Genomic DNA, 26,055 nt, shown 5'->3' with positions numbered 1-26,055 from the left:
TGTCAACGAATTACTGCTTTCTTTTGATTAAACCATTTGCAAAGGGCTGAACAACCTGTCAAATGCAGAAATGTGAATATTTCATATCTTTAATCCCAGAAATATAAAGTGAGTTATGCAGGTATTAAAATTCGGGGGGACTTCAGTCGCCAATAGTGCAAATATTAAGAAGGTAATTAGTATTGTCACCAAATCTCTTGCTAAAGATCAGACTATCATCGTAGTTTCTGCATTAGGAGGTTCAACTGACCTGTTAATTGAAGCCGGCAAACTGGCATCCATTCAGGACAGTCAGTATCTTCAGAAACTCAAGGTTTTTGAGGACCGTCACTTACAGGTTGCCAGGGAATTATTGAGTGAAAACCAACCCAATCCTATTGAGAGACTTATTAAAACCAACTGTCTAGAGTTGGAGAGTCTGTGCAAAGCTGTGTTTCTACTAAAAGAATTATCACCCCGCACTTTGGATAATATTGTCAGCCACGGAGAATACCTTTCGTCGCAGATAATCTCTGCTGCAATGGATTACCAGGGGATAAAAAATATTTGGCTTGATTCCAGGAAACTGATATGCACAAATTCCAGCTTTGGAACAGCTGTTCCTGATATGAAAGTAACAAACCAGTTGATCCGTGACTTTATTAACGAGCATCCGGCTGATCTCTACCTGGCTCCTGGTTTTATAGCTTCCAGCCAGGAAGGGATTACAACCACCCTTGGCAGAGGCGGTTCAGATTATTCCGCTGCCATCTACGCAGCTGCTACGGATTCAAAGGTCCTTGAGATATGGACGGATGTTTCTGGGATGATGACTGCAGATCCGAGAGTTGTTGTGAATGCCAGGGTAATTCCCTCCATTTCCTATAAAGAGGCCATGGAACTCACACATTTTGGTGCCAAGGTGATTTACCCTCCTACCCTTCAGCCCTTAATGAGCAGGAATGTGCCGATCTGGATCAAGAATACCTTTAACCCGGATCATGAAGGAACTTTAATAGAAAGCAATGTTTCTGAGAACAGCAACCTGGTAAGAGGCATTTCCAGTATGAATAAAATTGCATTCCTCAGCCTGGAAGGCAGTGGTATGGTAGGTATTCCCGGGTTTTCCAGGAGGCTCTTTGGCTCATTATCGGAGAAAAAGATCAATGTGATTCTGATTACTCAGAGTTCATCGGAACATTCTATTTGTGTGGCTGTGGATGAAGCCAATGCCAACAGGGCAAAGAAAGCTGTAGACCATGAATTTGCTGTCGAAATAACATTAAACATCGTTGAACCTTTACAAATTGAAACCGGGTTATCCATCATCGCACTTGTGGGTGATAAGATGAAAAATCACCCGGGAATCAGTGGTAAAATGTTTGGTGCTTTGGGAAGAAACAGTGTGAATATCAGGGCAATAGCCCAGGGATCTTCAGAGAAAAATATTTCTGCTGTTATCAGTACAAATGATGTAACAAAAGCAGTGAATGTCTTGCATGAGGAGTTCTTCGAATCGTCCTATAAACAGGTGAACCTATATGTAATTGGCATAGGTAATGTAGGCAGCCGATTGATGGAACAGCTCAGGAATCAGCAACAATACCTTCTCGGGAACCATCGGCTTCAACTAAGGGTGGTAGGTATTGCCAACAGCAGGAATATGATTCTGAATGAAAATGGTATTAACCTGGATAAATGGAAGGAAAATCAAGGTTCGGGGGAGGCGATGAGCCTTGAAAAATTTACAAGATATATTATTGATAAGAACCTTAGAAATTCAGTATTGGTCGACATCACATCGAATGCAGGGATCGTTGAAACATACCTGGATTTGCTTAAAAAAAGTGTTGCCATTGTTGCCTGTAATAAGATCGGGGCTGCATCCACCTATAAGAGTTATAGTTTGCTCAAGGAAACCGCAAGGGAATTTAACACCTCCTATTTATTCGAGACCAATGTTGGCGCCAGTTTACCAATTATCGGTACATTAAACGACCTGGTAAGAAGTGGTGACAAAATTCATCGGATTGAAGCGGTGCTATCAGGGACATTAAATTTTGTATTCAATACTTATAATGGAACCGATAGTTTTGCTTCCATTGTGAAAAGGGCCCAGGATGAAGGTTATGCTGAACCGGATCCCCGGATTGACCTTTGTGGAACGGATGTAATGCGAAAGATTCTCATTCTTGCCAGGGAATCAGGATACGCGATGGAAATGGAGGAGATTGAATCATTCGGCTTCCTTCCTGAGTCATGCCTGGAAGGTGATGTCAGCCAGTTCTATGCGGAAATGGAGAAGCATGAAGAGCATTTCCGAAAGCTATTCCTTGAAGCAGATGCAAAAAAGTGCAAGCTAAAATTTGTTGCCAGCCTGAATAATGGGAAAGCCTCTGTGGGATTGCAGCAGATTGATGCTCAACATGACCTTTATCATTTATACGGGAAAGATAATGTTGTACTATTTTATACCGACAGGTATGTAGAACAGCCATTAGTTATAAAGGGAGCCGGGGCCGGAGCCGATGTAACCGCTTCCGGAATCTTTGCAGACATCATCAGGGCTTCACAAACATCCTGATATTATTTCCGGGTCCAATCACCCAGGTTGGTGGTCAATGTTACGTAATTCCTTGCACCTACAAGATGATAGGTAGCCCTGGAATAATTGATGCTGAATTTCGAAACATTGATCCCTATTCCCCATGAAAAGCCAACGGTGCCGGGACGTGAATCAATTTTAAGTTCCTGGCGTCTCTGGAAGTTATAACCCATTCTCAGGCTCAGAAATTTTGCGGGAATAAACTCCCCTCCCAGCACTACATGCCTGAAAGCTTTATTGGCAAAATTATCCAGGCTGCTTTGTGAAACGGCCTGGCCTGTAAATGGGTCGATCTCTTCTCCAAGTGATTCGTAGGTAAGATCCCATTTCTCCAGGTGCTGCAACAGGATCGAAAACCTAAACGGAAGATGCTCAAGCCTTTTCGAAACCCCCAGTTGAATTTCAAAGGGCAGAGGCTGCACTCCATTAGATGTATATGAGGTCAATTGTCTTCCAATATTACTGAAGACAAGGGATACACAAGTGTTTTTATTGGGGAAATAACTGCCTGCAACATCTACTGCTAATCCCATTGAACTATAAGCCTCAAGATCAGAATAGATCACCTTAAAGTTTGCCCCTATGGAGAAAACAGAGTCCAATACTCTTCCCCAACCAAGGTTAAGGGCATAATCACCTACCTTGAAATTTCCCGCAATATCACCGGTTTCATTGGCATATTTAAATTCACCATAATCAAGAAACTGAAGGCTTCCGGTAAAACTCCCCAATTTCTGAAAAGTCCTGGAATAGGCTGCATAACCGAAATTGACATCCGAGTAATTATTCACATAGCTGAAAGCCAGCTTATTGTTCATTTCAGGTGTGATCAATGAGGGATTTGGGATCGCAAGACTCAGGTCATGATCACGAATACTTGCAAAATTTCCACCTAAAGCAGCTATACGCGCTGAATTAGCGATAGACAAAAAATCATAGGTGCTTTTACCACCTGTCTGGGCCCCGGCTGAACCCACCAGGAATACATAGGAAATGAATAAACAGGCGAAGAACTTCGATATTTCTCTCACAAACAAACAGATAATTGGTTAATAATGGCCACTGTCATCCTACGAACACGGGATTGACGGTGTCATAAGTTGTGATAAAGGGCAAAATTGCTTTGGCTTGGTTGTATGGATATAAAATCATTATTCAAGTTTCATAACTGACCCCGAACCTTTGATCTCGGTGCTCACATCCGGGCTACCTTTATAATATACGTTACCACTTCCCCTGATCTCAACATTCAGGGCTGTTGTGGCCATCACCTTACAATCACCTGAACCGTTGATGGTAACACTAACTTTTCCTGCCGCCAATCCGGAAGCATCCACATCTCCTGAACCATTAACATTCACCCTTTCATTCTTTGAAGAGCCTCTCAGTATAACAGCTCCTGAGCCGTTGATCTTGCTCACTATATTCTCAGCTTCAATATCCAGATCTATATCGCCTGAACCATTTATACTCAGCTCAAGATCGCCTGCACGAAGGCGGGAATTCGACCTGATGTTACCAGAACCATTGATAGAGAGGGATTCCAGCACCCTAACAGGAATTGTGATCGTAACCTGTTCACTGCCAAGTATGCATTTATTGGATTTAATCTTCAGTGTCCCCCCTGACTCATCAAAAACATAGGTCTCGATCACATTACTTTCACCTTCGATTTTCAGGAAATCAACGCTGTCAGAAATCAAAAGAAGATTGGCATCACCCGATAACCGAATATCCCTGATTTCACCAATTGTCACATTTTTACTGGTCAGTTGCCCATTTCCGGTGATACAATCTTCACAAGAGGGAAATAAGCTACTAATCAGGAGAATACTGAATGCCCAAATTACTAATTGCCTGGTTTTCATAGTACTGGTTTTAATAAGAGAAAGAACTGATGAATGCTGCTACTATTGATTCTGTTGCCTGATAAGGTTTAATGCCCCACCAGCTTTAAACCAACTGATTTGCATAAAATTGTAAGAATGGTTCACAGTGAATTGCTCGGAAGTTCCATCTTTATGATGAAGAATGGCCAGGAGGGGCTTATCTGCTGAAAATGTTGTTAAACCCAAAATATCTATCCTGTCATCTTCCCTGATTTTATCATAATCTGCTTTATCGGCGAAAGTCAATGCCAGCATTCCTTGTTTCTTGAGATTTGTTTCATGAATCCTGGCGAAGGATTTCACAAGTATAACCTTCACACCCAGGTGCCTTGGTTCCATGGCAGCATGCTCCCTTGAGGAACCTTCTCCATAATTTTCATCTCCAACAACGATCGAACCGATCCCAGAAGCTTTGTAAGACCTGGCAGTATCAGGCACAGAAGCGTATTCACCACTCATTTGGTTCTTAACAAGATTTGTCTTTTCACCAAAAAAGTTCACGGCTCCGATTAGCATATTATTTGAAATATTGTCGAGATGGCCGCGATAACGCAACCATGGCCCTGCCATAGAAATATGATCGGTTGTGCATTTCCCCTTTGCTTTAATGAGTAAAGGCATTTGGGTATAATCCAACCCTGACCAGGCACTGAAAGGTTCGAGAAGTTGCAGACGTTCTGAGTCTGGTTTAACACTTACCTCAATTCCTGAACCATTTTCCGGAGGTGCCAGGTAACCGGCATCTTCCACATCAAACCCGGCCGTTGGAAGTTCAATTCCCTGGGGTTCATCCAGCTTAACCCATTCCCCTTTAGAGTTTTGAAGGCTATCCGTTAATGGATTAAAGCATAAATCCCCGGCTATGGCATAGGCAGTCACAATTTCCGGAGAAGCAACGAAACTATGTGTATTTGGATTCCCATCATTACGTTTGGCAAAATTCCTGTTGAACGAGGTAATAATGGAATTACTGCGTTCCGGGTCATCAGTATGACGCTTCCATTGTCCAATACAAGGGCCGCAGGCATTGGCCATCACAACGCCGCCTATTTTGCCAAAAGTGGATAACAATCCATCTCTTTCGGTGGTAAAACGAATAAGTTCCGACCCGGGAGTAATAATAAATTCAGCTTTGGCATCCAGGTGTTTATCAATTGCCTGTTGCGCTAGTGATGCCGCCCGGGTGAGATCTTCATAGGAAGAGTTGGTGCAGGATCCAATGAGACCTACTTCCAGTTTCCTTGGATAATTTTTCTCTTTTACAATCTTTACAAATTCAGAAACCGGGTAGGCTGCATCAGGTGTAAAGGGACCATTGACATGGGGTTCAAGTTTGTCCAGGTCTATATCGATTACCTGGTCGAAATACTTTTCAGGATGCAAAGCAATGTCGCTGTCAGCCCTCAGTTCATTCCTGATACCATCGGCCATAAGGGCAATTTCAGTCCGCCCGGTTGCTTTCAGGTATGCACTCATTTTATCATCATAACCAAAGATCGAAGTGGTTGCCCCGATTTCAGCGCCCATATTACAAATGGTTCCTTTACCTGTGGCAGAAATGGCATCAGCACCCTCACCGAAATATTCCACGATAGCACCGGTTCCACCTTTAACGGTCAGAATACCAGCCACTTTGAGAATCACATCCTTTGCTGATGTCCAGCCACTCATTTTACCGGTAAGCCTCACTCCTATCAGTTTGGGCATTTTAAGCTCCCAGGCCATACCGGCCATTACATCCATAGCATCTGCACCACCTACACCAATGGCAATCATGCCAAGGCCACCGGCATTAACCGTATGTGAATCAGTTCCTATCATCATTCCACCGGGGAATGCATAGTTTTCGAGAATTACCTGGTGAATAATTCCTGCTCCCGGTTTCCAGAATCCAATGCCATATTTGGCTGAAATAGATTCAAGGAAATCATATACTTCTTTATTTTGATCCTTTGCAAGATTCAAATCCTTTTCTGCTCCTACCGAGGCCTGGATCAGGTGATCACAATGCACCGTACTCGGCACTGCTGTCCTGTTTCTTCCGGCAGTCATAAACTGTAGCAATGCCATTTGAGCGGTTGCATCCTGCATGGCAACCCTATCGGGTCCAAAATTCACATAATCTGCACCTCTTTTAAAAGGCTCTGTGGGTAACTTATCCCACAGATGGGTATACAGAATCTTCTCACTTAATGTTAAATCCCTGCCTATCAGCTGCCTGGCTGCAGATACCCTGGCAGGAAATGAATCATAAACTTTTTTAATCAGGTCAAGGTCAAATATCATATCTAACAAATTTACATTAATTGCATATCGCACATCTAAATTACATTTTAGGCATGAATTAAACAAGTAAGCGCATTGTTCGTTCATCTTAATTAAATACTTTTGTGCATATGCATAAATTGGTCTGTACTGTTATAGCTGTATTTCTGGTGGCTGTCCTGCTGTTTAACCTGGTGGGTTATATGGTAGTAGGCCCCGTGATGCAAGCGTTTCACAGGCATAAAGTATTCTCTGAAATTCGCAAGAGTAATGTGATTGAAACTGTTGATCTTACATTTGTTAAAGGCTCTGTTAAGGTGATATTGAAGGGGGGTAAGAAAGAGATTCTGTACAAAGGAAAGATGTATGATATCGTGAGTATGGTTGATCATGGGGAGAAAATTACCTATACATGTAAGCCTGACCATAAAGAAGACAAGATTATCAGTATCTCTAAAAATATGGACAAGGAAATGCAAAAAAAGTTTCCTTCTTCAAAAAATGCACGAATGTTCCTTGAACACTTGGTGAAGATTGCTTTTATACATCAGCCAGAAAATTTTTCTGTTTACAGAAGTTCAGTCATTCTTGTAACACGTCAGTTTTCATTCTATCATGATCCTTTGTTACAGGTGCCGGATCAGCCTCCTCAATTTTTCAATTATTTATTTTTACCGGCTATTTCTTAATAACCTCACCTGAAATCCGAAAGGTGAATTATTTTCAATCATGTGTGATCATGGTTGAAAGATGGATTTTATCCATTTGAATGGCAGACTATTCTGCCCGGAAATCTCAAAGCCGGAAATCTATTAATGTTACTAAAGGGAAAAACTTCCCATAATCTGAAATTATATGAAAAAACTAGTACCACTCCTGGTATTGATGTTATCCTGTTTTGCAGCAATACCGCAATCAGTGAGGGTCCTTTCTGCAACCGACCTTCAACCAGTCAGTCAATGCCTGATTTATGATCAGAATAAAACCATTTCAGCAGTTACAAATCAACAAGGAGAAGCAGATGTCTCAGCATTTAAAAAAGATGATCTCCTGATTTTCTCCCACATATCTTTCACCATCCTGGAGATGAAAAAGACTTCTCTCACAGGAAATCTGACAACAGTATTATTATCGGCATCGGTCATTAATCTGAAAGAAGTAGTCTTTTCAGCCAATAAGGTTGAAGAAAAATATGTGGATCTGCCGGCTAAAATTGATATTCTGCCTGCAAGGTTAATACAATTTGGCAATCCCCAGACAACCGCAGAATTACTGCAACAGAATGGTACTGCCTACATACAGCAAAGTCAGCTTGGAGGAGGAAGTCCTGTAATTCGCGGGATGGAAACCAACCGGGTTTTGATTGTGATTGACGGTGTCAGAATGAATAATGCCATTTATCGTGCCGGCCATCTACAGAATGTGATCACTATTGACCCGAATATATTAGAGAGGGTTGAGGTAGTGCATGGACCAGGATCCGTGATTTATGGCAGTGATGCTATGGGGGGAGTGATGCATTTCTATTCAAAGAACCCGATTCTTTCAACCAACGGAAAAGTATTCAGTTCTGGTAAAGCTATGTTCCGTTATGGAAGTGCTTCCCAGGATTATTCTCAAAGTTTCACAATGAATATCGGTGGAAAGAAATTAGCTGCAATTTTTGGCGCCAGTACAAAAAACATTGGTGATCTAAGGCAAGGCAGTAAACGTGACAGTAAATACGGGGACTGGGGGAAATGCCTGTATTATGCTGAGAGAATTAATGGAGTTGATTCAATGATGGTCAACAGTGACCCCCTTGTTCAGAAAAACTCCGCGTACAGCCAATATGATATCTTCTCGAAAGTGCTTTGGAAACCCAATGAAAAAGTATCCTTCCTCCTGAATGGACAGTATTCGAATTCAAGCAATATCCCTCGTTACGACCGGTTAACAGAAATGTCGGCAGGCAAATTAAAATATGCTGAATGGTATTATGGCCCTCAAACCAGGGCGTTAATTTCCTTAAAAGCCGACTTCGCTAAGGGCTCAAAGTTATATGACAATGCGTCCTTATTGGCGGCCTGGCAGTATATTAGTGAAGACAGAGTGAGCCGGAGTTTTGGCAAAAGCAAGAAAAAAAACCAGGAAGAAACTGTCCGAATCTTTTCAGTGAATGCTGACTTCATGAAAAAAATATTTTCAAGAAGTGAATTAAGGTATGGATTAGAAGGAAATGTGAATTATGTGGACTCGAAAGCCTATAATAAGAACATCAAAACGGGAGAGATCACAAATGATGCAGCTACCCGTTACCCTGATGGTGGTGGACAGATGATGAGTTTCGCCGGTTATGCTTCCAACAATTGGGAAATCAATGAAAAGTTTATTTTTTCACAGGGCATCCGGTTAAATACTGTCTCCCTTGAAGCGGAATATACCCAGGAAATGTTGAATCTCATCAAGTTCCCCTTTGATGCAAAGATGACACAGGATAATACAGCAATTAACGGAAGCCTCGGTTTGGTGTTCTTTCCAACAGAAGGCTGGAGGCTGGCAACTAATTTTTCATCAGGTTTCAGGGCACCCAATATTGATGATCTCACAAAGTTGAATGATTCAAACAGTACAGACCAGCTTATCATTGTCCCTAATCCTGACTTGAAGCCTGAAGCTGCATACAATGCTGAACTGACAATAGAGAAAACCTTCGATGAAAATGTACAGCTTAGCATCACAGGGTTCTACACATTGCTGGCCGATGCTTTTGTCATCAGCCCTTTCCTTTATAACGGACAGGATTCCATTGTCTTCGATGGTAGCCTTGCAGCTGTGCAGGCAATGCAGAATGTAGAAAAAGCAACGATTTTAGGATTTGAAGCTAATGCTGTTGCGCGGTTGACAAAACATATCTCCGTGAGAAGCAATCTTACATTTACCAAAGGAACCATTACAGAAGGTGATGTTCCGCTGGATCATATCCCTCCTGTTTATGGAATGACTTCATTAAAACTGGAGTATCCGAAATTTACCGGAGAAATTTTTGCCCGGTACAATGGATGGAAGCATATTGAAAATTTCAGTCCAAGTGGTGAAGACAATCAAACCTATGCAACTGCAGATGGTATGCCGGGTTGGTATACCCTGAACATGAGGGCAGGATACCAGTTTAACAGGTATCTTAACCTACAGTTTGCAGTGGAGAACATCCTGGATCAGCATTATCGTAACTTCGCCAGTGGTATCAGTGCCCCTGGTAGAAATTTTATGCTGACACTGAGAACCGGTTTTTAAATTGTACATTATTTCACCCTGTTGGTTATTTATTTCAATTGTGCGAATAATCAGGTTTTCCCACTCCTGACAGATTATTCCGGTTCGGTAAATATTATAAGCTAAAACCGACAAAGTTGCAGTTGAACATATAATCAACAGGGTGTATATATTTAGAAACTGTCAAAAATTATAATGTAGTACAATACGAATTCAGAATTCATCCAGTAAGAATAATCAAGTTTCGCAAAATGAAATAGCAACGGTGTAATGGGTAGATTAAGCCTATGACTTACTGTATTCTTTCTGTAAAAAATTATCAAATTATTACTACTTTTTAACATTATTCTATTAGCAGCCCTCATTCTTCTCTAATACTGGCATAGAAGTTAAATATTAAATATTTTTTCTAAATATTAATACGCTCTTAATATTAATTCCCTATTTTTACTTTTCTATTGGTTGTTTTCATCCCGGCAACCTTCTAAATTTTCTTAGCGGTTCCCTCGTCCCACTCGGTTACTTGTTCCCATTAATCAACCTCTGAGAATGAATCAAAACTTCGCTTTAAAGACTCTTGGCTTTTTTACGCCCTCTGCAATTCAATCTAAGTTAGCTATCCGAAAAGGCCGGAATAAACTGAAGATTGGAGATTTCGCAAATGCAATGATCGACTTTGATGAGGCCATTGAGTTAAACCCAACAGGATACCTTGCCTATTATTTCAGAGGAAATGCCAAACTTAGCCTCAATGACCTCAAAGGCGCTATATTAGATTATTCTAAATCTATCAGTTACAAACCTTCTTTTGCTGAAGCATACCTTAACCGTGGAAATGCATATTTTTTGCTCAAGCAATTCCCTGAAGCACTCAAAGAACTCGACAAGTCTATTGAACTGGATCCTTCATCCCTGGCTTATTGCTATCGTGGAAATACAAAATGTGAGTTGCATGACCTGGAAGGGGCTTTAAAAGATTATTCAAATGCAATAAACCTGGATGAATTTGATACGATTTCCTTGTACAATAGAGGCAATGTCAGGTTACAAATGGATGATCCCCGTGGTGCTTTACAGGATTATAATTCTGCCATTAAGTTAGATCCTCAGTTTGCACTCGCCTATGTTGGAAGAGGTAATGCAAAGATTTCGCTGGGTAGTCAAACCGGTGCTGAAATTGATTGGAAAAAAGCTGAGAGATTGCATATCAAGGCAGAAGAACGAGTTTTTAAAGAAGTCATCTAAGCATTTTACCCACTTATTCATTTTTTTTCATTCATACTTCCTCATTCCAAATAGAATGAAGTGGATAATTATTTTATTCATTTTCAAATATTTACAACATAAAAAATACTCTCAGGCATTCAAAGTAATCAACAGCCTGTATACTTTCTAAAGTTTTCTCAACAATTGCGTGAAAAGGTATGTAACCTTTTCGGACAAAAGCAATTAATTAATAAAATCTCAATCTACTTTTAACTCCTATACTCTTCAATGCTAATAATTTTGAAACCTGTCTGGTACTATTTATTATTAACAAAAAACATCCTCTGTCATGAAAGAAATGGCCAAATCAATCCTCAGCAGACTTAGTTGCGACAAAGACTTATTCAATAAAGAACTTCGAAAGTTGATCATGTGGATGGGCAACAATACTGAAGAAATTGAAGAACTTAAAAAATGGTCACATCAGTATTTCCCAAACATTTACCAGGAGAGTAGCACGAAAATTCATTCAGAAACAATGGCACATCCTGCAACCCAGGAATAAGAAGTGGTGCTTTAGTCAATTGTGACAGGCTGCAGTGACAATGATGTCATGATTTAGAATGCCTGAACTTGTCCGGTTGAGATTGTAACAAACCTGAATTTCATTTTAAATTATTCCAACTGAATTTTCCCACAGACAATTTGGATATCGGTACCCTTTTGTCGATTAACACCGGGTTTCATATCCGGAAAAATATTAGAATTCCTTCCTTTCATTTCTTATGTTCCAACTTTTATCCCGGGAAATTATCCCGCAGAAGTTCTAGTAACATATTCATATTGAAGATAGTATAATTTTTAGTTGAAATTATCGGTGAAAAGTCATACCTTTAAGTTGGTTGTATTTTTCTCAGTTTTCAGAAACCAGGTACTTAAGAAAAACGGCCAGAATAATCTCACCTGTCATGAGAAAGGACTATCATCGATTACGTAAGTTCGTCATGGGATATCTGGCAGGTATTTTTATTTTCATGTTTCTGTTTCCTTTTGTTATCCACCTGATTTCCCTTGCAGATAGATGGAGAACAGAAATAAATGCAATTATCCCCCAGGAAACCAGGCTATACCTTGTTTTGCCCATCATCATTACGGGATGTGTTTTTGCAATCTGGTCAAACATTTACCTTGTAATTCAGGGCAATGGTGGTCCGGCGGAAGGATTTGGAATAGAGATCAGTCCCAGGACACAGAACCTGGTTACAAAAGGGCCTTACGCTGTTAGCAGGAATCCAATGGTTTTTGGAGTACTTTGTTTGTATTTCTCTTATGCCTTTTACCTGGGATCTCCTCTTTCCATAATAGGGTTGATTGTATTTCTTTTTTTTGTTACCACTAAAATCCTGAGAGTAGAAGAAAAGCGATTACTCAAGGATTTCGGGGAAGTCTATAATACCTACCGTCGTAATACCTCCAGAATTTTTCCAGGTTTGTATCGAAGAAAATTGAATTAAAAAGTTCTACCACAGCTATTAAATGAACATATTTCAATATGGCAATCAATTCATTCTTAATGAAACTCCAGACTGCAACATTTTCTCCCACTCAATGGTTATATTCATCAAATTTGGCTTTATGCCTTATTTCTTGTGAATTTCTGTTTAACATCCAATACTGATCCTCATCCTTTTCGTACTTTCACTTTTTAAAATTTTTTCTACGATGGATTACTTATTTGAAGGTGTTAAGGAATTTAATTCAAAGGATTTCATTGAGCACGAGGAACTTTTTCAGTCACTTGGCAAGAAACAATCGCCTCATACCTTATTTATCGGATGTTCTGATTCCCGGATCGTTCCAAGTCTGATCACACAAACCCTGCCAGGGGAGTTATTTGTGGTCAGGAACATAGCCAATCTTGTGCCCTATTACCGGGACTCCAACGAATTTCTGTCTTCTACATCGGCGATAGAATATGCCATTCAGATGCTAAATGTGTCCAATATTCTTATATGCGGGCATTCAAACTGCGGAGGATGCAATGCCTTGTTTTTTGATGAAGAAACTCTGAAGAATTTGCCTCACACCCGGAAATGGCTTGAATTGGCATGGCCTGTCAGAGAGGTAGTATTGAGAGAAGAAGAGTTAGTTAGAGACCCCGTTAAAAGAGAATGGGTTACAGAACAGTTGAATATCATTGAACAGATGAACCACTTACTCACTTTTCCTTACATCAGGGAAAGATATGCCCGACAGGAGATCAATATCCTTGGCTGGTATTATATTATTGAAACCGGGGAGATATTTAACTATGATAAAGAAGAAAGAAAATTTATTAAAATTGAATAAAGTACCGGAGGTGTCATTTTCTTCTCAACATAAACAGAAACTATCCAATAGCCTCAATGGCAGTCAAAAGCAAATCTCACTTTTATCCGAGTGTATCAAATAATTAAAAAATCTTGACGATGAAAAAGTACATGATTGAGATTAAATGGGGTGTTTTATTTGCAGTGATGAATCTTTTATGGATGATGCTTGAAAAATCCATGGGGCTGCATGATGAATTCATTGAAAAACATGCAACTTATACTAATCTTGTTGCCATTCCTGCTATTATCCTTTATGTGGTAGCTCTGCTTGATAAGAGGAAAAATGATTACAATGGGGTGATGACGTTTAAACAAGGATTCATTTCCGGACTCATCATCACCCTGGTGGTTACCCTATTAAGTCCTTTAACCCAATACATCACCTCAATGTATATTACACCTGAGTATTTTAATAATGTGATCAATTATACTGTTGAGAATGGAATGTTGACAAAGGAAGCGGCTGAGAAACAATTCAATCTGAATAGTTATATCATACAAGGTCTGCTCTTTGCCCCTGTTATGGGTATCGCCACTTCACTCATCGTGGCTTTATTTACACAGAAAAAGCCTGGTAAATAATGGACAGATGAATGTTTTATGACCAATATTTTATCCGACAACTTATTTCCTAAAAATCAAATCCCCCCGCATTAGCTGCAAGGGGGATTCTCACCAGAGTGATTCAGTATTAATGAATCCGAATTATACAAACAAATTTAATATAATCCATTACAAATAATTCATTCAACTGACAATATTTCTGTGATTTTACTTTATTCTCAATTCAAAAAAAGGTAAGAGATAAATAAATTCACTTTTAAAGCCACGACTATAACTTCAGATTTAGAGCAGATAAATGTACTTCTAATTAGCTCTGCACAAAAATTGGTAAAGGATTCCTTTTAATGAGAATTATTAAGAAAAAGTGAATTTACTCAATAATAAGCTTTTTTATGAAGCATTTTGATGAGGAGTCTATCAATCTGATTGTATAAATTCCCTTTGATAATGAACTCAGATTAAAGTTTGAAGTAGCATCTGTTAAATTAGTCCGGTAAACACTCACACCTAACGTATTAATAAGCTCAACCGCAATAGGACTTTGACCTGAGGCTGAAGAACAAATAGTAAGATTACCCTTTGTGGGATTTGGAAACAGCCTTATTTCCGAAAGCGGGATATTATTGACTCCAACAATAAAGGGCAATTGGATAAGTTGAACAACCACCGGATCGATGCCTTCTCCCTCGACACTTATGTTGGCCTGTCTTTCGTTTTGAGTAAGATTCTGTAAATAGGTAACATTCAGAATGGAAGTCCCACTGCCTGAGGTGGTGGGAAAACACCAGTCAGCATCTGTTTGAGCAGTCCAATTAGTATTTGAATTGATTGCATATGAAGCCACTCCGGCCTGATAATTAACTACCTGCGTTGCAGGGGCTACTGTCAGCAACGGGAGTGGACCGCTTTGAGTAACAGTTACAATAACATCACTAACACCATCAGCTGACACAGTGATCTCAGCGACCCTGGTTACAGCAAAAGTATTTTCGGAGTAAGTGGCAAATAAAGTTCCGTTGCCGCTGCCTGAAGGAGTTACAGCACACCATCCGCTGTTGGAGGATGCTGTCCAGTTAAGGTTAGTACTCACTGAAAAATTCGTTGTTCCGGAAAGATTGCCGACACTTTGATCTGGAGGAGCCACACCCAGGAATGGTAAGGCGGCATTCTGAGTTACGGTGACTGTTACAGGCGACAAACCGGAAACTGATACAGTTATAGTTGCTATTCGGATTGCCAGGGATATGTTTGCCTCGTATGAAGCCTGAAGGATACCATTTCCGGTTCCGGAAGGTGTGACTGAACACCAGGATTGATCACTGACGGCAGTCCAGGCTGAATTTGTTGATATATTAAAATCGGTGCTCCCAGAGGTTGAAGGAACATTTTGATTTGATGGATCAACTACAAGGAATAAATTACTTTCACTTTGAGTAACCGTAACCGTTACAGATGGCAATCCAATGGCTGATACCTCAATTTCAGCAACCCTGGATGACCCTGAAGTATTTTCCGCATAAGTTGCAACAAGATTTCCATTTCCTGAGCCGGATGGAGTGACTGAGCACCAGGCTTGATTCGATGTGGCAGTCCATGCAGAGGATGAAATAACTGAAAAAGTCGTATTTCCGGCCAAAGCCCCTACATTTTGATTAGGGGGTGTTACAGATAATGTTGGAACTGTAAAAGCCTGGGTTACTGTCACAACAACCGGGGGCAAACCAGTAACAGTGACTGTAATGTTAGCAACCCGTTGGATATTGCTTGTGTTTTCATCATAATTTACTACAAGATTTGCATTTCCACTGCCTGAACCTGAAGCAATTGAACACCAGGTCTGATTTGAGACTGCTGACCATGAAGAATTGGACAAAATCGAAAACTGTGTAGTACCTGCCGGGGCTGTGACATTCTGATTTGAAGGAGTTACCAGCAACGAGGGACTACTCCCCGATTGATAAATGGATATATCATCGAGATAAATATTTGCAGCGGATGGGGTTGTATCAGTCCGGTGCCTGAACCTGAAGAAGAAGTTATTCCCTGCATATGCACTCAGGTCATGAATGCGCTGTTGATAGGAAGTATTGGGTGAAACCGGGGCAAGAAAGTCGAGTGAAGTCCAGGTTAAACCTCCATTTGTACTTACTTCAAAGAATGTGGTATCATGTCCTGCTACTTTATTAATATTTGAGTTTTGCCAGTAATAAGAGATGGAATGCTGCGGAGGCAACAACACCTTCGGCGATCTGAGAATTGCCTGAGTAGTATAGGTATACCATGAACTCTTGGCACAAAGCTCTCCGGAATGCTGATTCACACTATACTCATACCATGAAACATCCGGATCAATAACCCATGCACTCACCACCGGGTAGGTATGAAATATGGTTGAGTCTTCAAATCCTTCCTGGTATGGGAATTCATCGATTACTACTTCAGTTTTAAATTTCCATAAGGGAGAAACTTCCTGTTGTGATCCATTCCTTGCAATGACTTTCCAGTAATGTACCACGGAGTCAGCAAGTAAAGCACCGGGAGTAAATGTATTAACACCTGGAATGGCAGGAGCATTATTGACGACCATTGGCAAATTCTGTGGATCGGTTCCGAAAAACAGATCATAATGGGTAGTATTTGCTCCCAGTGTCCAATTAAGGTCAGTGGCAATTGAAACCACGGTTGCATTATCTGCCGGAATTGGGTTTGCAGGTGTTGCCGGACCTGAACCGGCATAGTAGAACCGCATATTCGCCAAAGAGCTTGGATAAGGGTTCAGATATCCTGTTTGTGAAGGCAGCGGAAAATTTACATCGTTACCACAGTTCTTATTATCATTGATCACGGATGCAGTGGAATTAAATACAGGCCCATAACTTGTGCCCCAGCGATTTTCCCAGTGAAAAATGATATTTTGAATCCCATCATATGGAATCGGAGTAAGTAAAGTGATTTCATTCCATCCGGTCTGAAAGGTTAAGTCACCCTGAAATCCCAGGGTGTAACCGGTATTGAGCGGATCTTCATAATTTGCGGCAGCAAAAGTTGAATTGGAGGATAACTTAAAATATATCTTTTGATTTGTTACCGTCTTTGGACCATTGGTGCAATTAAGGCCAATTTTAGTAATGGATTTGGCTTCGCCCAATGCTGATTGATTATAGATAAGTGAACTCCAGGAATAATTCCAGTATGAATAAACAGGCATTGTATTACTCACGGTCCCGGTTCCGATTTCGACATAATTCTGTCCAAACGATACTGACGATAAAATCAAAAAAACACAAAAAATGTAGTGCACTGTTTTCATACTAATTACTTAAGGATTTAAATGGTAATTATCTGCAATCCCAAACTTGTTTGGAACAATGACAACAAAATTGCTGTTTTTAAAAGATATGAAGGGTTTATACAGGTGCGGATTCACGAATTAACACCCATGCACGGCAGAATCTGACAAAAACATTGTTTTAGTCTGTCCTTACATTTTGTAAATAAGAATGAATATTTTTGCTTCATCTAAGCAAAACATGGAAACAATCATCACGACACTTTATGCTATTCCTGTATACCAGTGCCTGGTGCTTTCAATATTACTAATTTTCAGCAACAGGAAGAATCCGGGAAATTCCAGGCTAATACTTGGAATTTTCAAAATTATGCTCACTATTTACTTTGCCTTTAACCTATTTTACAGGTTAAAGCTTTTTTCCCTGAACAGCCAATTATATGTATTAATTCTTCCTCTCATTTTAGGACTTATTCCTGTTTTCTATTTATACATTATTTCCATTACCCGCTTAGATTTTTCATTCACAAAAATTAAGCTATTGCACTTTCTCCCATCTCTATTCATCTTTTTACTTAATTCTCCTTATTTCTTGCTCAGTGAGACTGAAAAACTGCAATTTATCACCTACGGTTTCAGCCTGGATCAAAGCAACGGGCAATTGAAATACCTATTGCTGGTATATCTGCTAAGCAACTACTTGCTGATCAATATTCAATTGATATGGTATAGTATTTTAGTCTGGAAAGAGTATAAAGCGCATAAACTTTTCATTGAGAGCAACTATTCATATACTGAGTTTATCGACCTGGATTGGATCAGGACTTTCATCATTTCTTTTGTATTCTTTTTCATGTTCAATAATCTGATGTATATCATAGGTTTTCGTCACCAATTTTTTCCACAGCTTATCTTTCTATTGGCTTTGTGTATTATTACACTTTTTTCAGGCATCCACGGACTTTTGCAGAAGCGACCGGAGCCTTCAGGAAGTGATCTTTTTACGAATGAAAATACCCGCGAAAAACCCTACATACAGCCAGAAATTGATGAAATAAACATAAATGCCGGGAATCAAATTCAGATAAAATATTCAGGTTCAGCTTTAACTGATGATCATGCAATTAAATTAAAGGGTGAACTCAAGGAATTAATGAAGAACAAAAGAGTTTTTACCAATGAAAATTTATGTATTGATGATGTAGCTGTCTTACTGCATACGAACAGTAAATATATCTCACAAGTTATTAATGAATATTATGAGCAGAACTTCTATAATTATATAAATTCTCACAGGATTGAAGAAGCAAAGAGTATCATAAGGATGCCAGGGAGTGAAAAATACTCACTTCAGGGAATAGCCAATATGGTAGGATTTTCTTCCAAATCTACCTTTAACAAAGCCTTTAAGAAATTCACAGGTAATACGCCAAGTGAATACAGAAATCAAACATTAAATTCCTGATGGAGGAAGACGCTTATTTTCCAATGAGTAAGTGAAATCCCTCACAAGTCCTGTTATGCACCTTTCTCTCCAATAAACTGATCTTCCTTATTCTTAAAAAGGACATTAAAAGTAGTAAGGCTTCCATAACAGCGTGTCACATATTGTTGCATTTCAACCTTTTCTTCATCAGTGAGGTTACTGGCATTAAGCTTGGCTTCAAGAACCCTAAGCCTGTCGCGCAGCATAACAATCTTATGAAAGAAAGCATCCATCGGTATTTCCTTTTCTTTTAGCCCAACTTCGCCTGGAATAAGGATCATCTTTCCACCCGTCCATTTGCTCCCCATCGAAACTGTTTCCTGGACATCACTAAATCGTCGGAGTACTCTGATCAGGCTTTTCTCAATTTTTTCATAGGTTGTAAGATCTGAAGGAGTTTCAACACTTTCAATAATTTCAAAACCTTCATAATCGCGCATTATCTGGCGAACCCCACTTTCAATGAAACAAATCTCAAAAGCATCAGAACGAAGTTGAACAATTACACCTTTCCCAAACTGTGGATGTTTCACCCTGGAACCAACCCCTAACGAACTATCAGTCATATTTGAAGTTTTTTTCTACAAAAATATCAGTTTGGAGCATATGATTGAATTAAATATCGCTTTAGCTGCTTTACTTAATTCAATGTCTTGATCGAAACTTTTCAAAGAGTTCCTTGTTATAATGACTCAAAGATAAAATGAGCAATATAATCTTCGCAGATTCAATGATTTCGGAGCATCAGGATGAGTTGAATTCTCACATGAAAAGCAATCGTATCGAATTATAAACTAAACATATAATAAAATGAAAATCGCAATATTAGGCACAGGAATGGTTGGGGTTGCAATTGGAACTAAACTGGCTGAACTGGGTCATGAAGTATTTATGGGTAGCCGTTCAGAAAACAATCCAAAAGCTATTGAATGGGCTTCTTCTGTTGGAAAGAATGCATCCTATGGCACATTTTTCAAGGCTGCTGCATTCGGTGAAATTCTGTTTAACTGTACTTCAGGACAGGCATCACTGGAAGCACTACAACTGGCAGGCAGGGAAAACCTTTCCGGGAAAGTACTTGTGGATGTTGCCAATCCTCTTGATTTTTCCAAAGGAATGCCTCCATCATTAACAGTATGCAATACAGACTCTCTCGGAGAAGTTCTTCAGCGCCAATTCCCTGATTTAAAGGTTGTTAAAACTCTTAATACTATGAACTGCCAGTTGATGGTGAATCCTTCACTATTGGGAGAAGCCACAAGCATTTTTGTAAGTGGCAATGACAAATCAGCAAAAGCTACAGTGAGTACATTATTAACTGATTTCGGCTGGAAGGATATTACTGATCTCGGCGACATTACAACTTCGCGGGGGACAGAACAACTTTTACCTATATGGGTCAGATTGATGGGAGCATTGAATACTCCGATGTTTAATTTTAAGATTGTCAGATAAGCTAATAACTTCGGGCTATCCCCTTTAAAATCTCCCTGATTTCAAGAACTTGAGGCAGAACAGGCTGGTGATTATCATTTGTAATGATAAAATCAGCCTGTTTCATTAATAATTCAGGGTCGCTTTGATGGCTCATCCTTTGAAGTACATCACCAGGTGCTACTTTATCGCGTATGACCACCCGTTCCACGCATAGTTCCCGGGGAGCATATACAACAATATTTCGGTCCATTAATTGATAAAATCCACTTTCAAAGAGTATGGCTGCTTCATGAACAATGATATCGTCCAATAGATGCCCTTTGCACCATTCTTCAAAATCTTTCCCAACCAAAGGATGGATAATGCTGTTCAGAAACCGGAGTTCATCAGTATTATTAAATACAATAGATGCCAGTTCTTTTCTATTGACGCTCCCGTCTGCAAACAAGATGGAAGCCGTGAAATGATTTCGCAGAATACTGATAACATCCTCCCGGAGAAGCATCTTTTTTGCCTCTCTATCAGCCATATAAACAGGAATTCCCAGTTTAGAAAATATCTCTGCAATTAGTGATTTCCCACTGCCGATGCCTCCGGTAAGGCCTACTTTTATCATTTGGCGATGATAATATATTCAACCTGGTCAGGTTTGAGCTTACAGGATTTAACATTATATGGGATCCTGTTGAGCAATACCTGTAATCGTTTATTTGCAGCAAGCATATTGGGGGAAGCGATTACTGTTGCTGAGAAACTACTGGCATCAATATCATGATAATCATTCAAAGGGACCAGGCATCTTACTTCCACCTGGTCAGGAAATATGCGTATAGGTAAAATATTACCGGTAACAGTAACAGGGATATTAAAAACAGCTTCAGTGTATTTTTGCACCTTCACTTTAAGTGTAACAGAATCTTCGGAATACCTTAACATATTCCCCCTCAGTGACCTATGAATAGGAATGGTAACATTTCGGTTACTGTCAAGGTTATTCATTTCAAAGTGCACGGTTCTCACAGACCTTATGGTATCAATTACATCCTTGATACTGGATACAATAATTGAATTGGGGCTATATTCAATGGAATCGTAAAGCTGATACTGATTTTTTAAGTTGTAGGCTACATCTAAACGGACAGGTACTCTCTTTTTATAGATTTCGGAAAACCGGAAAAAGAGTGTGTCCGGCCTGACATGGGTGATAGATTTTGCATATCCCAATTGTCGGCCCACTTGTTCAAACAATCCGCTACCCGGAATAAAAGCCGTGTACCCTTCTTCATCATGCCTGATTCTGAGATCCGAAAGATCCAGTTCAATAATTTTTCTTTTATGCATAAACTGAGCCACCAGTAGCTCAAATCCCTGGGCGTTCACACCCACAGCAATAGTGCTATCCTCCTGGTTAACAAGCAGAAGGTCTTCAGGAACATTTTTGAAAGTGATCGTGTAAACAATATCGGTAGTATAATCCTTCATCAGCTCAATGAATGCCCACATAGCTGCTGACAGGAAAAGGCAAACCAGGAAGACCAAAAGCTTCACCCGTAATTTTCTTTTCTGGGGCTTTTGTGCTTCCCGGTTTTTATCTCCGATTACAGGGCGATCATCGATCTCCATAATACACCCTTAAGAAAGGTAAATGATAAATTTTAGTCCGGATTATTTAGCTGGCTCACCTGTAAGTTGATCCTGAGCATCTGTAGCAACGGCACTTTTTTCAATTTTGAGCCTGTTTCCACCTTCTACTTCAATGGTACAGGTAGTTTCCTGCAACTCAACGATTCTTCCGTGGATACCGCCAATTGTAATAATCTTCTGGCCTTTTGCCAATGATTCACGATATTTCTTTTGGTCTTTTTGTTTTTTCACCTGAGGGCGAATAAAGAAAAAGTAGAAAACCACAAAAATCAGTACCAGGAAAATAAGGGAACTGGCCATACCCCCTCCCCCGCTTTGTCCAGCTGGAGGAGCCATCAATAATACGCTTGCTAAAGTCATGTTTGTTTTGGGTTAAATTGAATTAATCATTTATTCTTCGGGCTCAATAACAAGAGCCTTGATACTTAATTGAGTCGTAGGCGGTTGAGTATTACTGAAAACAGTAATGGATTTATTTTGAATACCATGTCGGCCTTCACTGTCGAAGCTTACATCTACAGTTCCATCTTCACCCGGTTTAATAGGTTGTTTTGGATAATCAGAAACCGTACATCCACATGAGGTAGTAACCGTTGAAATCACCAGCATCGAATTACCGGTATTTTTGAATTTGAAGGAATAGGTAACTTTCTCACCGGTCTGAAGTTTACCGAAATCATGAAAATCTTTTTCGAAGCTTAGCACAGGCAAAGCATCTTTATCTGCTTTTCCGGAAGCTGTATTCGGATTATTCACAACACCAGCGGGAATGTCCTGCCCGGAATCACCGGATTTACATGAACTTAAACCGATAAGCAGGATGAGAACCTGAAAATAGACAAGCAAAATTCTTTTCATTGCATTCCTCAATTGTGTTGCAAAGGTATTAATTAATCCTGTGACTGAATCATATTAAGAATTCCTTTACGCTTAACTTCATTCAGAAAGGGCTTAAGCTCATAGATTTGTTACTATACGGATTGGACGTCCCTGACAATATATACATCATATTCACCCAGGTATTGAAAGCCATACTTCTTATACAAATGAACGGCAGCAAGATTGGTAACATGAACTTCAAGTTTAAGCTGGTATCCTATCTTCCGCGCTATTATCAGCGTTTCTTCCAATAATTGATTTGAGAGTTTTTGCCCCTGCCAGGCTTTTGCAATCCCAAAATGATGAAGGTAAGTCCTGCGGTAATCAACAGTAAGCCACGAAGTGCCTATAATCTCTTCTGTATCAGGATGAATCATCAATAATAACCGTCCATCATGATCCAGTGTCCTGCAAATCACCTCCGGTGTATCTCCGCGATGCACGCCTCCAAGACCGATGTGGCTCCAGAGAGTATTAACCTGTTCGAAATCTCCGGGAGAAAAATCACGAAAGATCATTTTCATTTGAAGGAGTATTTATCTGCAAAAATTAAAATCCCAGATCACAAGATTATTCTAATAATCCGCGGCCGGTCTTTTTTATCCTGCCATTCTGCTTGAAGTCAACAATCAGTTTATCGAGGATCCCGTTAATAAATACCTTACTTTTCGGTGTACTGAAACCTTTGGATATCTCGATATATTCATTCATGGTAACTTTAACAGGAATAAACGGGAAATCGATGAATTCAGTGAGTGCCAGTTTTATAAGGATGGTATCCATCAATGCAATACGATCAACATCCCAGTTATCGGCATATTGAGAGATCACCCCGGTAAATTCCTCATCATGAAGAATAGATTTCCGATACAACTGCTTCACAAAGGTAAGATCCTCACTCCCGCCCGGATCATCCTGGTCCTTCAGTAAAGTGGGCAGAGCCTTGAATTCGTCCCATTCCACTTTGTATCCTTTGATCGTTTTCAGGACCATAGTGAGAGAAATATCAAAATCATCAGACCAGTAAAGGTTTTTCTCTTCGTAGAAGCTTTGTAGCAATTCTGATTCTGCAATCAGTTTGAGGAAAATATCTTCAACGATTTGCTTATCCAACTGGTAACTGGAAGTTTCAGCTGCCATATAAGCAATATATTCAGGGAGTTCCTTCAACTGGTTATAGCATTTCCTGACAATCTCTTCCTCATCGATCCAATTGATCTTATAGGAGTTGTAACGCTTCTTGTATTCACGGTTGTTAGTCAACTGCTGAATAAAGCTGTTTTCAATAAAACGGGTATTGGGATCCAGGTCTTCTGCTGTCGGAAGGTATTTCAGTTTGTTGTCTTCTAATCTTTTTGCCGCGAATTCTGACAATTCAGCAAGGAAAGACAATTGATAAATAAATAGCTCGTAAAGTTTATCGAGACTGTTAAGGAGATGCTTCTCTCCTACGTTGATATCTTCAGGGCCGTCCTGGAGAAAAGCATAAACCGCCTGCATCACCTTGATCCTGAGAAACCTTCTGCTTAACATAGATGTGAATGAACTTTAGTAAATGAAAGTGCAAAAGTACAGGTTTTCACGAAATAACCATATGATTCAAAACTTCTGAAGAAAATTTAAAAAGTCATTGATTTTTACAGAACCTTTAAATCGCCTCATTATCATATACTTTGATGATATATGAGATCAATATCTGAAAAGAATTTAAGTCAATAAAAATTTAATAATTTGAGAATAGATTAACTGCTTTGAGAATAAAATAATCTTTATAAATTTGCGTTAATTGTACCAAAACAATCTATAACTATACCTATTTCGAAAATGGAAGACTTCGACCACCAGGAGAACAGGGAGGACGTATTCTCGAGGGCTGTGAAGGCAGGGAAACGCACGTATTTTTTTGATGTTAAACAAACCAGGGCAGATCAGTTTTATATCACCATTACTGAAAGCAAGCGGCGATTTGACAATGCCCAGGGGAAATTCTTCTATGAGAAGCATAAACTTTTTTTATACAAGGAGGATTTCGAAAAATTCAAAAATGGCCTAAGCGATGTGATTTCCTTTATTGAGACGGGTGTAATTCCTCCTGAACGGGAATACCCTGAAACAAGGAGCAGTCGTGTAGATGTTGATTTTGATGACCTGGATAAAGTCTGACCCCGGATCAGAAATAAATAACTGGCCTTAGATTTCTTTGAATCACCTGATCGAAAACTTATCAACACGGTCAGGATTTCATTCTGCCTTTATTGTATTTTTGCAAACCCATTGAAAAAGTTGCAATTGATTGCAACTGATAATCATTTGTACTTGAGTAGATCGGAAAAATAATGCCCCAGGGCTACACACTGAATAGAAAACATACATCGGATGGGTAAAGTAATTACTATAGCAAACCAGAAAGGTGGTGTAGGTAAAACTACCACAGCCATCAATCTGGGTGCAGCATTTGCAGTATTAGAAAGAAAGACACTTATCATTGATGCTGATCCCCAGGCAAATGCTACTTCCGGGGTTGGCTTTGATCCTAAAACCATAAAGACCAGCATTTACGAATGTATCGTTGATGATGTAGATGCACGAAACATCATTCTGAATACAGAAACTCCGAATCTCGACTTATTGCCTGCCCATATTGACCTGGTTGGAGCTGAAATCGAGATGATCAATATGCCGAACAGGGAGAAGATGATGAAGAAGGTGTTGGAGAAGCTGAAAGATGATTATGAGTTTATTATCATCGACTGCTCTCCTTCTCTTGGTCTTGTTACAGTTAATGCCCTGGTAGCAGCTGATTCTGTAATCATTCCCGTTCAATGTGAATATTTTGCCCTTGAAGGATTGGGCAAATTGCTGAATACTATCAAGATTGTACAAGCAAGATTGAATCCTGATCTCGACTTTGAAGGCATTCTGCTTACCATGTATGATTCAAGATTACGCCTTTCAAACCAGGTGGTGGAAGAGGTAAAAACGCATTTCCAGGATATGGTTTTTGAAACCATAATATATAGAAATACCCGATTGGGTGAAGCACCCAGTTTTGGTCAGACCATACTTATGCATGATGCTGCAAGCACAGGAGCTATCAATTATCTCAACCTGGCCCGCGAAATCCTGCAGAAGAACAATTTGACCATTTTAAAGCAGGAAGACAAAGAAATTAAGGTGGATTAATC

23 protein-coding genes are annotated in these 26,055 nt (G+C 39.7%); 12 read left to right on the top strand and 11 right to left on the bottom strand.

Annotated features, from left to right (window positions below; translation table 11 throughout):
• Positions 1-115 precede the first annotated feature (115 nt).
• On the top strand, positions 116-2,563 hold the full coding sequence (thrA, locus tag IPH84_00395) for a bifunctional aspartate kinase/homoserine dehydrogenase I (protein MBK7171698.1): 2,448 nt from the start codon (positions 116-118) through the stop codon (positions 2,561-2,563).
• Positions 2,564-2,565: 2 nt separating this feature from the next.
• Here the strand turns inward: thrA and porQ are convergent, their stop codons facing one another.
• The 3 genes from porQ to IPH84_00380 form a co-directional block, all read right to left on the bottom strand.
• Positions 2,566-3,615: a type IX secretion system protein PorQ gene (porQ, locus tag IPH84_00390; protein MBK7171697.1), complete on the bottom strand. Its 1,050-nt coding sequence runs from the start codon at positions 3,613-3,615 to the stop codon at positions 2,566-2,568.
• Positions 3,616-3,735: 120 nt separating this feature from the next.
• Positions 3,736-4,452, bottom strand: a complete 717-nt coding sequence (locus tag IPH84_00385; GenBank protein ID MBK7171696.1) for a DUF2807 domain-containing protein — start codon at positions 4,450-4,452, stop codon at positions 3,736-3,738.
• 42 nt (positions 4,453-4,494) lie between these two features.
• A complete protein-coding gene (locus IPH84_00380; GenBank protein ID MBK7171695.1) occupies positions 4,495-6,759 on the bottom strand; it encodes an aconitate hydratase in 2,265 nt (754 codons plus the stop codon).
• Between the two features lie 110 nt (positions 6,760-6,869).
• Between IPH84_00380 and IPH84_00375 the strand changes: the two genes are divergently transcribed.
• The 7 genes from IPH84_00375 to IPH84_00345 all read left to right on the top strand — a co-directional run bounded on the left by IPH84_00375 (position 6,870) and on the right by IPH84_00345 (position 14,153).
• A complete protein-coding gene (locus tag IPH84_00375) occupies positions 6,870-7,427 on the top strand; it encodes a hypothetical protein (protein ID MBK7171694.1) in 558 nt (185 codons plus the stop codon).
• A 166-nt stretch (positions 7,428-7,593) separates the two neighbouring features.
• The gene (locus tag IPH84_00370) at positions 7,594-10,014 is read left to right on the top strand and encodes a TonB-dependent receptor (GenBank protein MBK7171693.1); all 2,421 of its coding nucleotides are present in this window, start codon (positions 7,594-7,596) and stop codon (positions 10,012-10,014) included.
• Between the two features lie 528 nt (positions 10,015-10,542).
• A complete protein-coding gene (locus IPH84_00365) occupies positions 10,543-11,238 on the top strand; it encodes a tetratricopeptide repeat protein (protein MBK7171692.1) in 696 nt (231 codons plus the stop codon).
• A 310-nt stretch (positions 11,239-11,548) separates the two neighbouring features.
• The gene (locus IPH84_00360; protein MBK7171691.1) at positions 11,549-11,764 is read left to right on the top strand and encodes a hypothetical protein; all 216 of its coding nucleotides are present in this window, start codon (positions 11,549-11,551) and stop codon (positions 11,762-11,764) included.
• 403 nt (positions 11,765-12,167) lie between these two features.
• Positions 12,168-12,713, top strand: a complete 546-nt coding sequence (locus IPH84_00355; protein MBK7171690.1) for an isoprenylcysteine carboxylmethyltransferase family protein — start codon at positions 12,168-12,170, stop codon at positions 12,711-12,713.
• Positions 12,714-12,921: 208 nt separating this feature from the next.
• Positions 12,922-13,548 (top strand): carbonic anhydrase, encoded by a 627-nt coding sequence (locus IPH84_00350; protein ID MBK7171689.1) that lies wholly within the window; start codon positions 12,922-12,924, stop codon positions 13,546-13,548.
• A 119-nt stretch (positions 13,549-13,667) separates the two neighbouring features.
• Complete coding sequence (locus IPH84_00345) at positions 13,668-14,153, top strand: DUF4199 domain-containing protein (GenBank protein ID MBK7171688.1); 486 nt, start codon at positions 13,668-13,670, stop codon at positions 14,151-14,153.
• A gap of 352 nt (positions 14,154-14,505) precedes the next feature.
• Here IPH84_00345 and IPH84_00340 read toward each other — a convergent pair whose 3' ends face one another.
• Entirely contained in the window at positions 14,506-17,355 is a 2,850-nt protein-coding gene (locus IPH84_00340; protein ID MBK7171687.1) for a T9SS type A sorting domain-containing protein, read from the bottom strand.
• A 310-nt stretch (positions 17,356-17,665) separates the two neighbouring features.
• Between IPH84_00340 and IPH84_00335 the strand changes: the two genes are divergently transcribed.
• Entirely contained in the window at positions 17,666-18,889 is a 1,224-nt protein-coding gene (locus IPH84_00335; protein ID MBK7171686.1) for an AraC family transcriptional regulator, read from the top strand.
• 53 nt (positions 18,890-18,942) lie between these two features.
• Here IPH84_00335 and IPH84_00330 read toward each other — a convergent pair whose 3' ends face one another.
• Positions 18,943-19,476, bottom strand: a complete 534-nt coding sequence (locus tag IPH84_00330; GenBank protein MBK7171685.1) for a hypothetical protein — start codon at positions 19,474-19,476, stop codon at positions 18,943-18,945.
• 244 nt (positions 19,477-19,720) lie between these two features.
• On the opposite strand from IPH84_00330, the gene IPH84_00325 reads away from it, so the two are divergent.
• On the top strand, positions 19,721-20,365 hold the full coding sequence (locus tag IPH84_00325; protein ID MBK7171684.1) for an NAD(P)-binding domain-containing protein: 645 nt from the start codon (positions 19,721-19,723) through the stop codon (positions 20,363-20,365).
• A 1-nt stretch (position 20,366) separates the two neighbouring features.
• Here the strand turns inward: IPH84_00325 and IPH84_00320 are convergent, their stop codons facing one another.
• From IPH84_00320 to IPH84_00295, 6 genes are all read right to left on the bottom strand, one after another.
• On the bottom strand, positions 20,367-20,963 hold the full coding sequence (locus IPH84_00320) for a dephospho-CoA kinase (GenBank protein ID MBK7171683.1): 597 nt from the start codon (positions 20,961-20,963) through the stop codon (positions 20,367-20,369).
• Positions 20,960-21,970 carry a hypothetical protein gene (locus tag IPH84_00315; protein MBK7171682.1) on the bottom strand — a complete coding sequence of 337 codons (1,011 nt, stop codon included), beginning with the start codon at positions 21,968-21,970 and terminating at the stop codon, positions 20,960-20,962. Before IPH84_00315 ends, IPH84_00320 begins: the two co-directional genes overlap by 4 nt.
• A 42-nt stretch (positions 21,971-22,012) precedes the next feature.
• Positions 22,013-22,351, bottom strand: a complete 339-nt coding sequence (yajC, locus tag IPH84_00310; GenBank protein ID MBK7171681.1) for a preprotein translocase subunit YajC — start codon at positions 22,349-22,351, stop codon at positions 22,013-22,015.
• A gap of 30 nt (positions 22,352-22,381) precedes the next feature.
• Positions 22,382-22,849 (bottom strand): DUF1573 domain-containing protein, encoded by a 468-nt coding sequence (locus IPH84_00305; GenBank protein MBK7171680.1) that lies wholly within the window; start codon positions 22,847-22,849, stop codon positions 22,382-22,384.
• Between the two features lie 113 nt (positions 22,850-22,962).
• A complete protein-coding gene (locus tag IPH84_00300) occupies positions 22,963-23,394 on the bottom strand; it encodes a GNAT family N-acetyltransferase (protein ID MBK7171679.1) in 432 nt (143 codons plus the stop codon).
• A 46-nt stretch (positions 23,395-23,440) separates the two neighbouring features.
• Positions 23,441-24,403 carry a transcription antitermination protein NusB gene (locus IPH84_00295; GenBank protein ID MBK7171678.1) on the bottom strand — a complete coding sequence of 321 codons (963 nt, stop codon included), beginning with the start codon at positions 24,401-24,403 and terminating at the stop codon, positions 23,441-23,443.
• 291 nt (positions 24,404-24,694) lie between these two features.
• Here IPH84_00295 and IPH84_00290 point away from each other — a divergent pair, with 291 nt between their 5' ends.
• Both IPH84_00290 and IPH84_00285 read left to right on the top strand, forming a co-directional pair.
• Positions 24,695-25,033, top strand: a complete 339-nt coding sequence (locus IPH84_00290; protein MBK7171677.1) for a DUF3276 family protein — start codon at positions 24,695-24,697, stop codon at positions 25,031-25,033.
• A 213-nt stretch (positions 25,034-25,246) separates the two neighbouring features.
• Positions 25,247-26,053 (top strand): ParA family protein, encoded by an 807-nt coding sequence (locus IPH84_00285; GenBank protein ID MBK7171676.1) that lies wholly within the window; start codon positions 25,247-25,249, stop codon positions 26,051-26,053.
• Positions 26,054-26,055 lie beyond the last annotated feature (2 nt).

The organism is Bacteroidales bacterium, from assembly GCA_016707785.1.
In the GTDB taxonomy this organism is placed as follows: Bacteria; Bacteroidota; Bacteroidia; order Bacteroidales; family UBA4417; genus UBA4417.
Note: the sequence above shows the minus strand (reverse complement) of the source record. Positions and strands in the feature narration are given on the sequence as shown.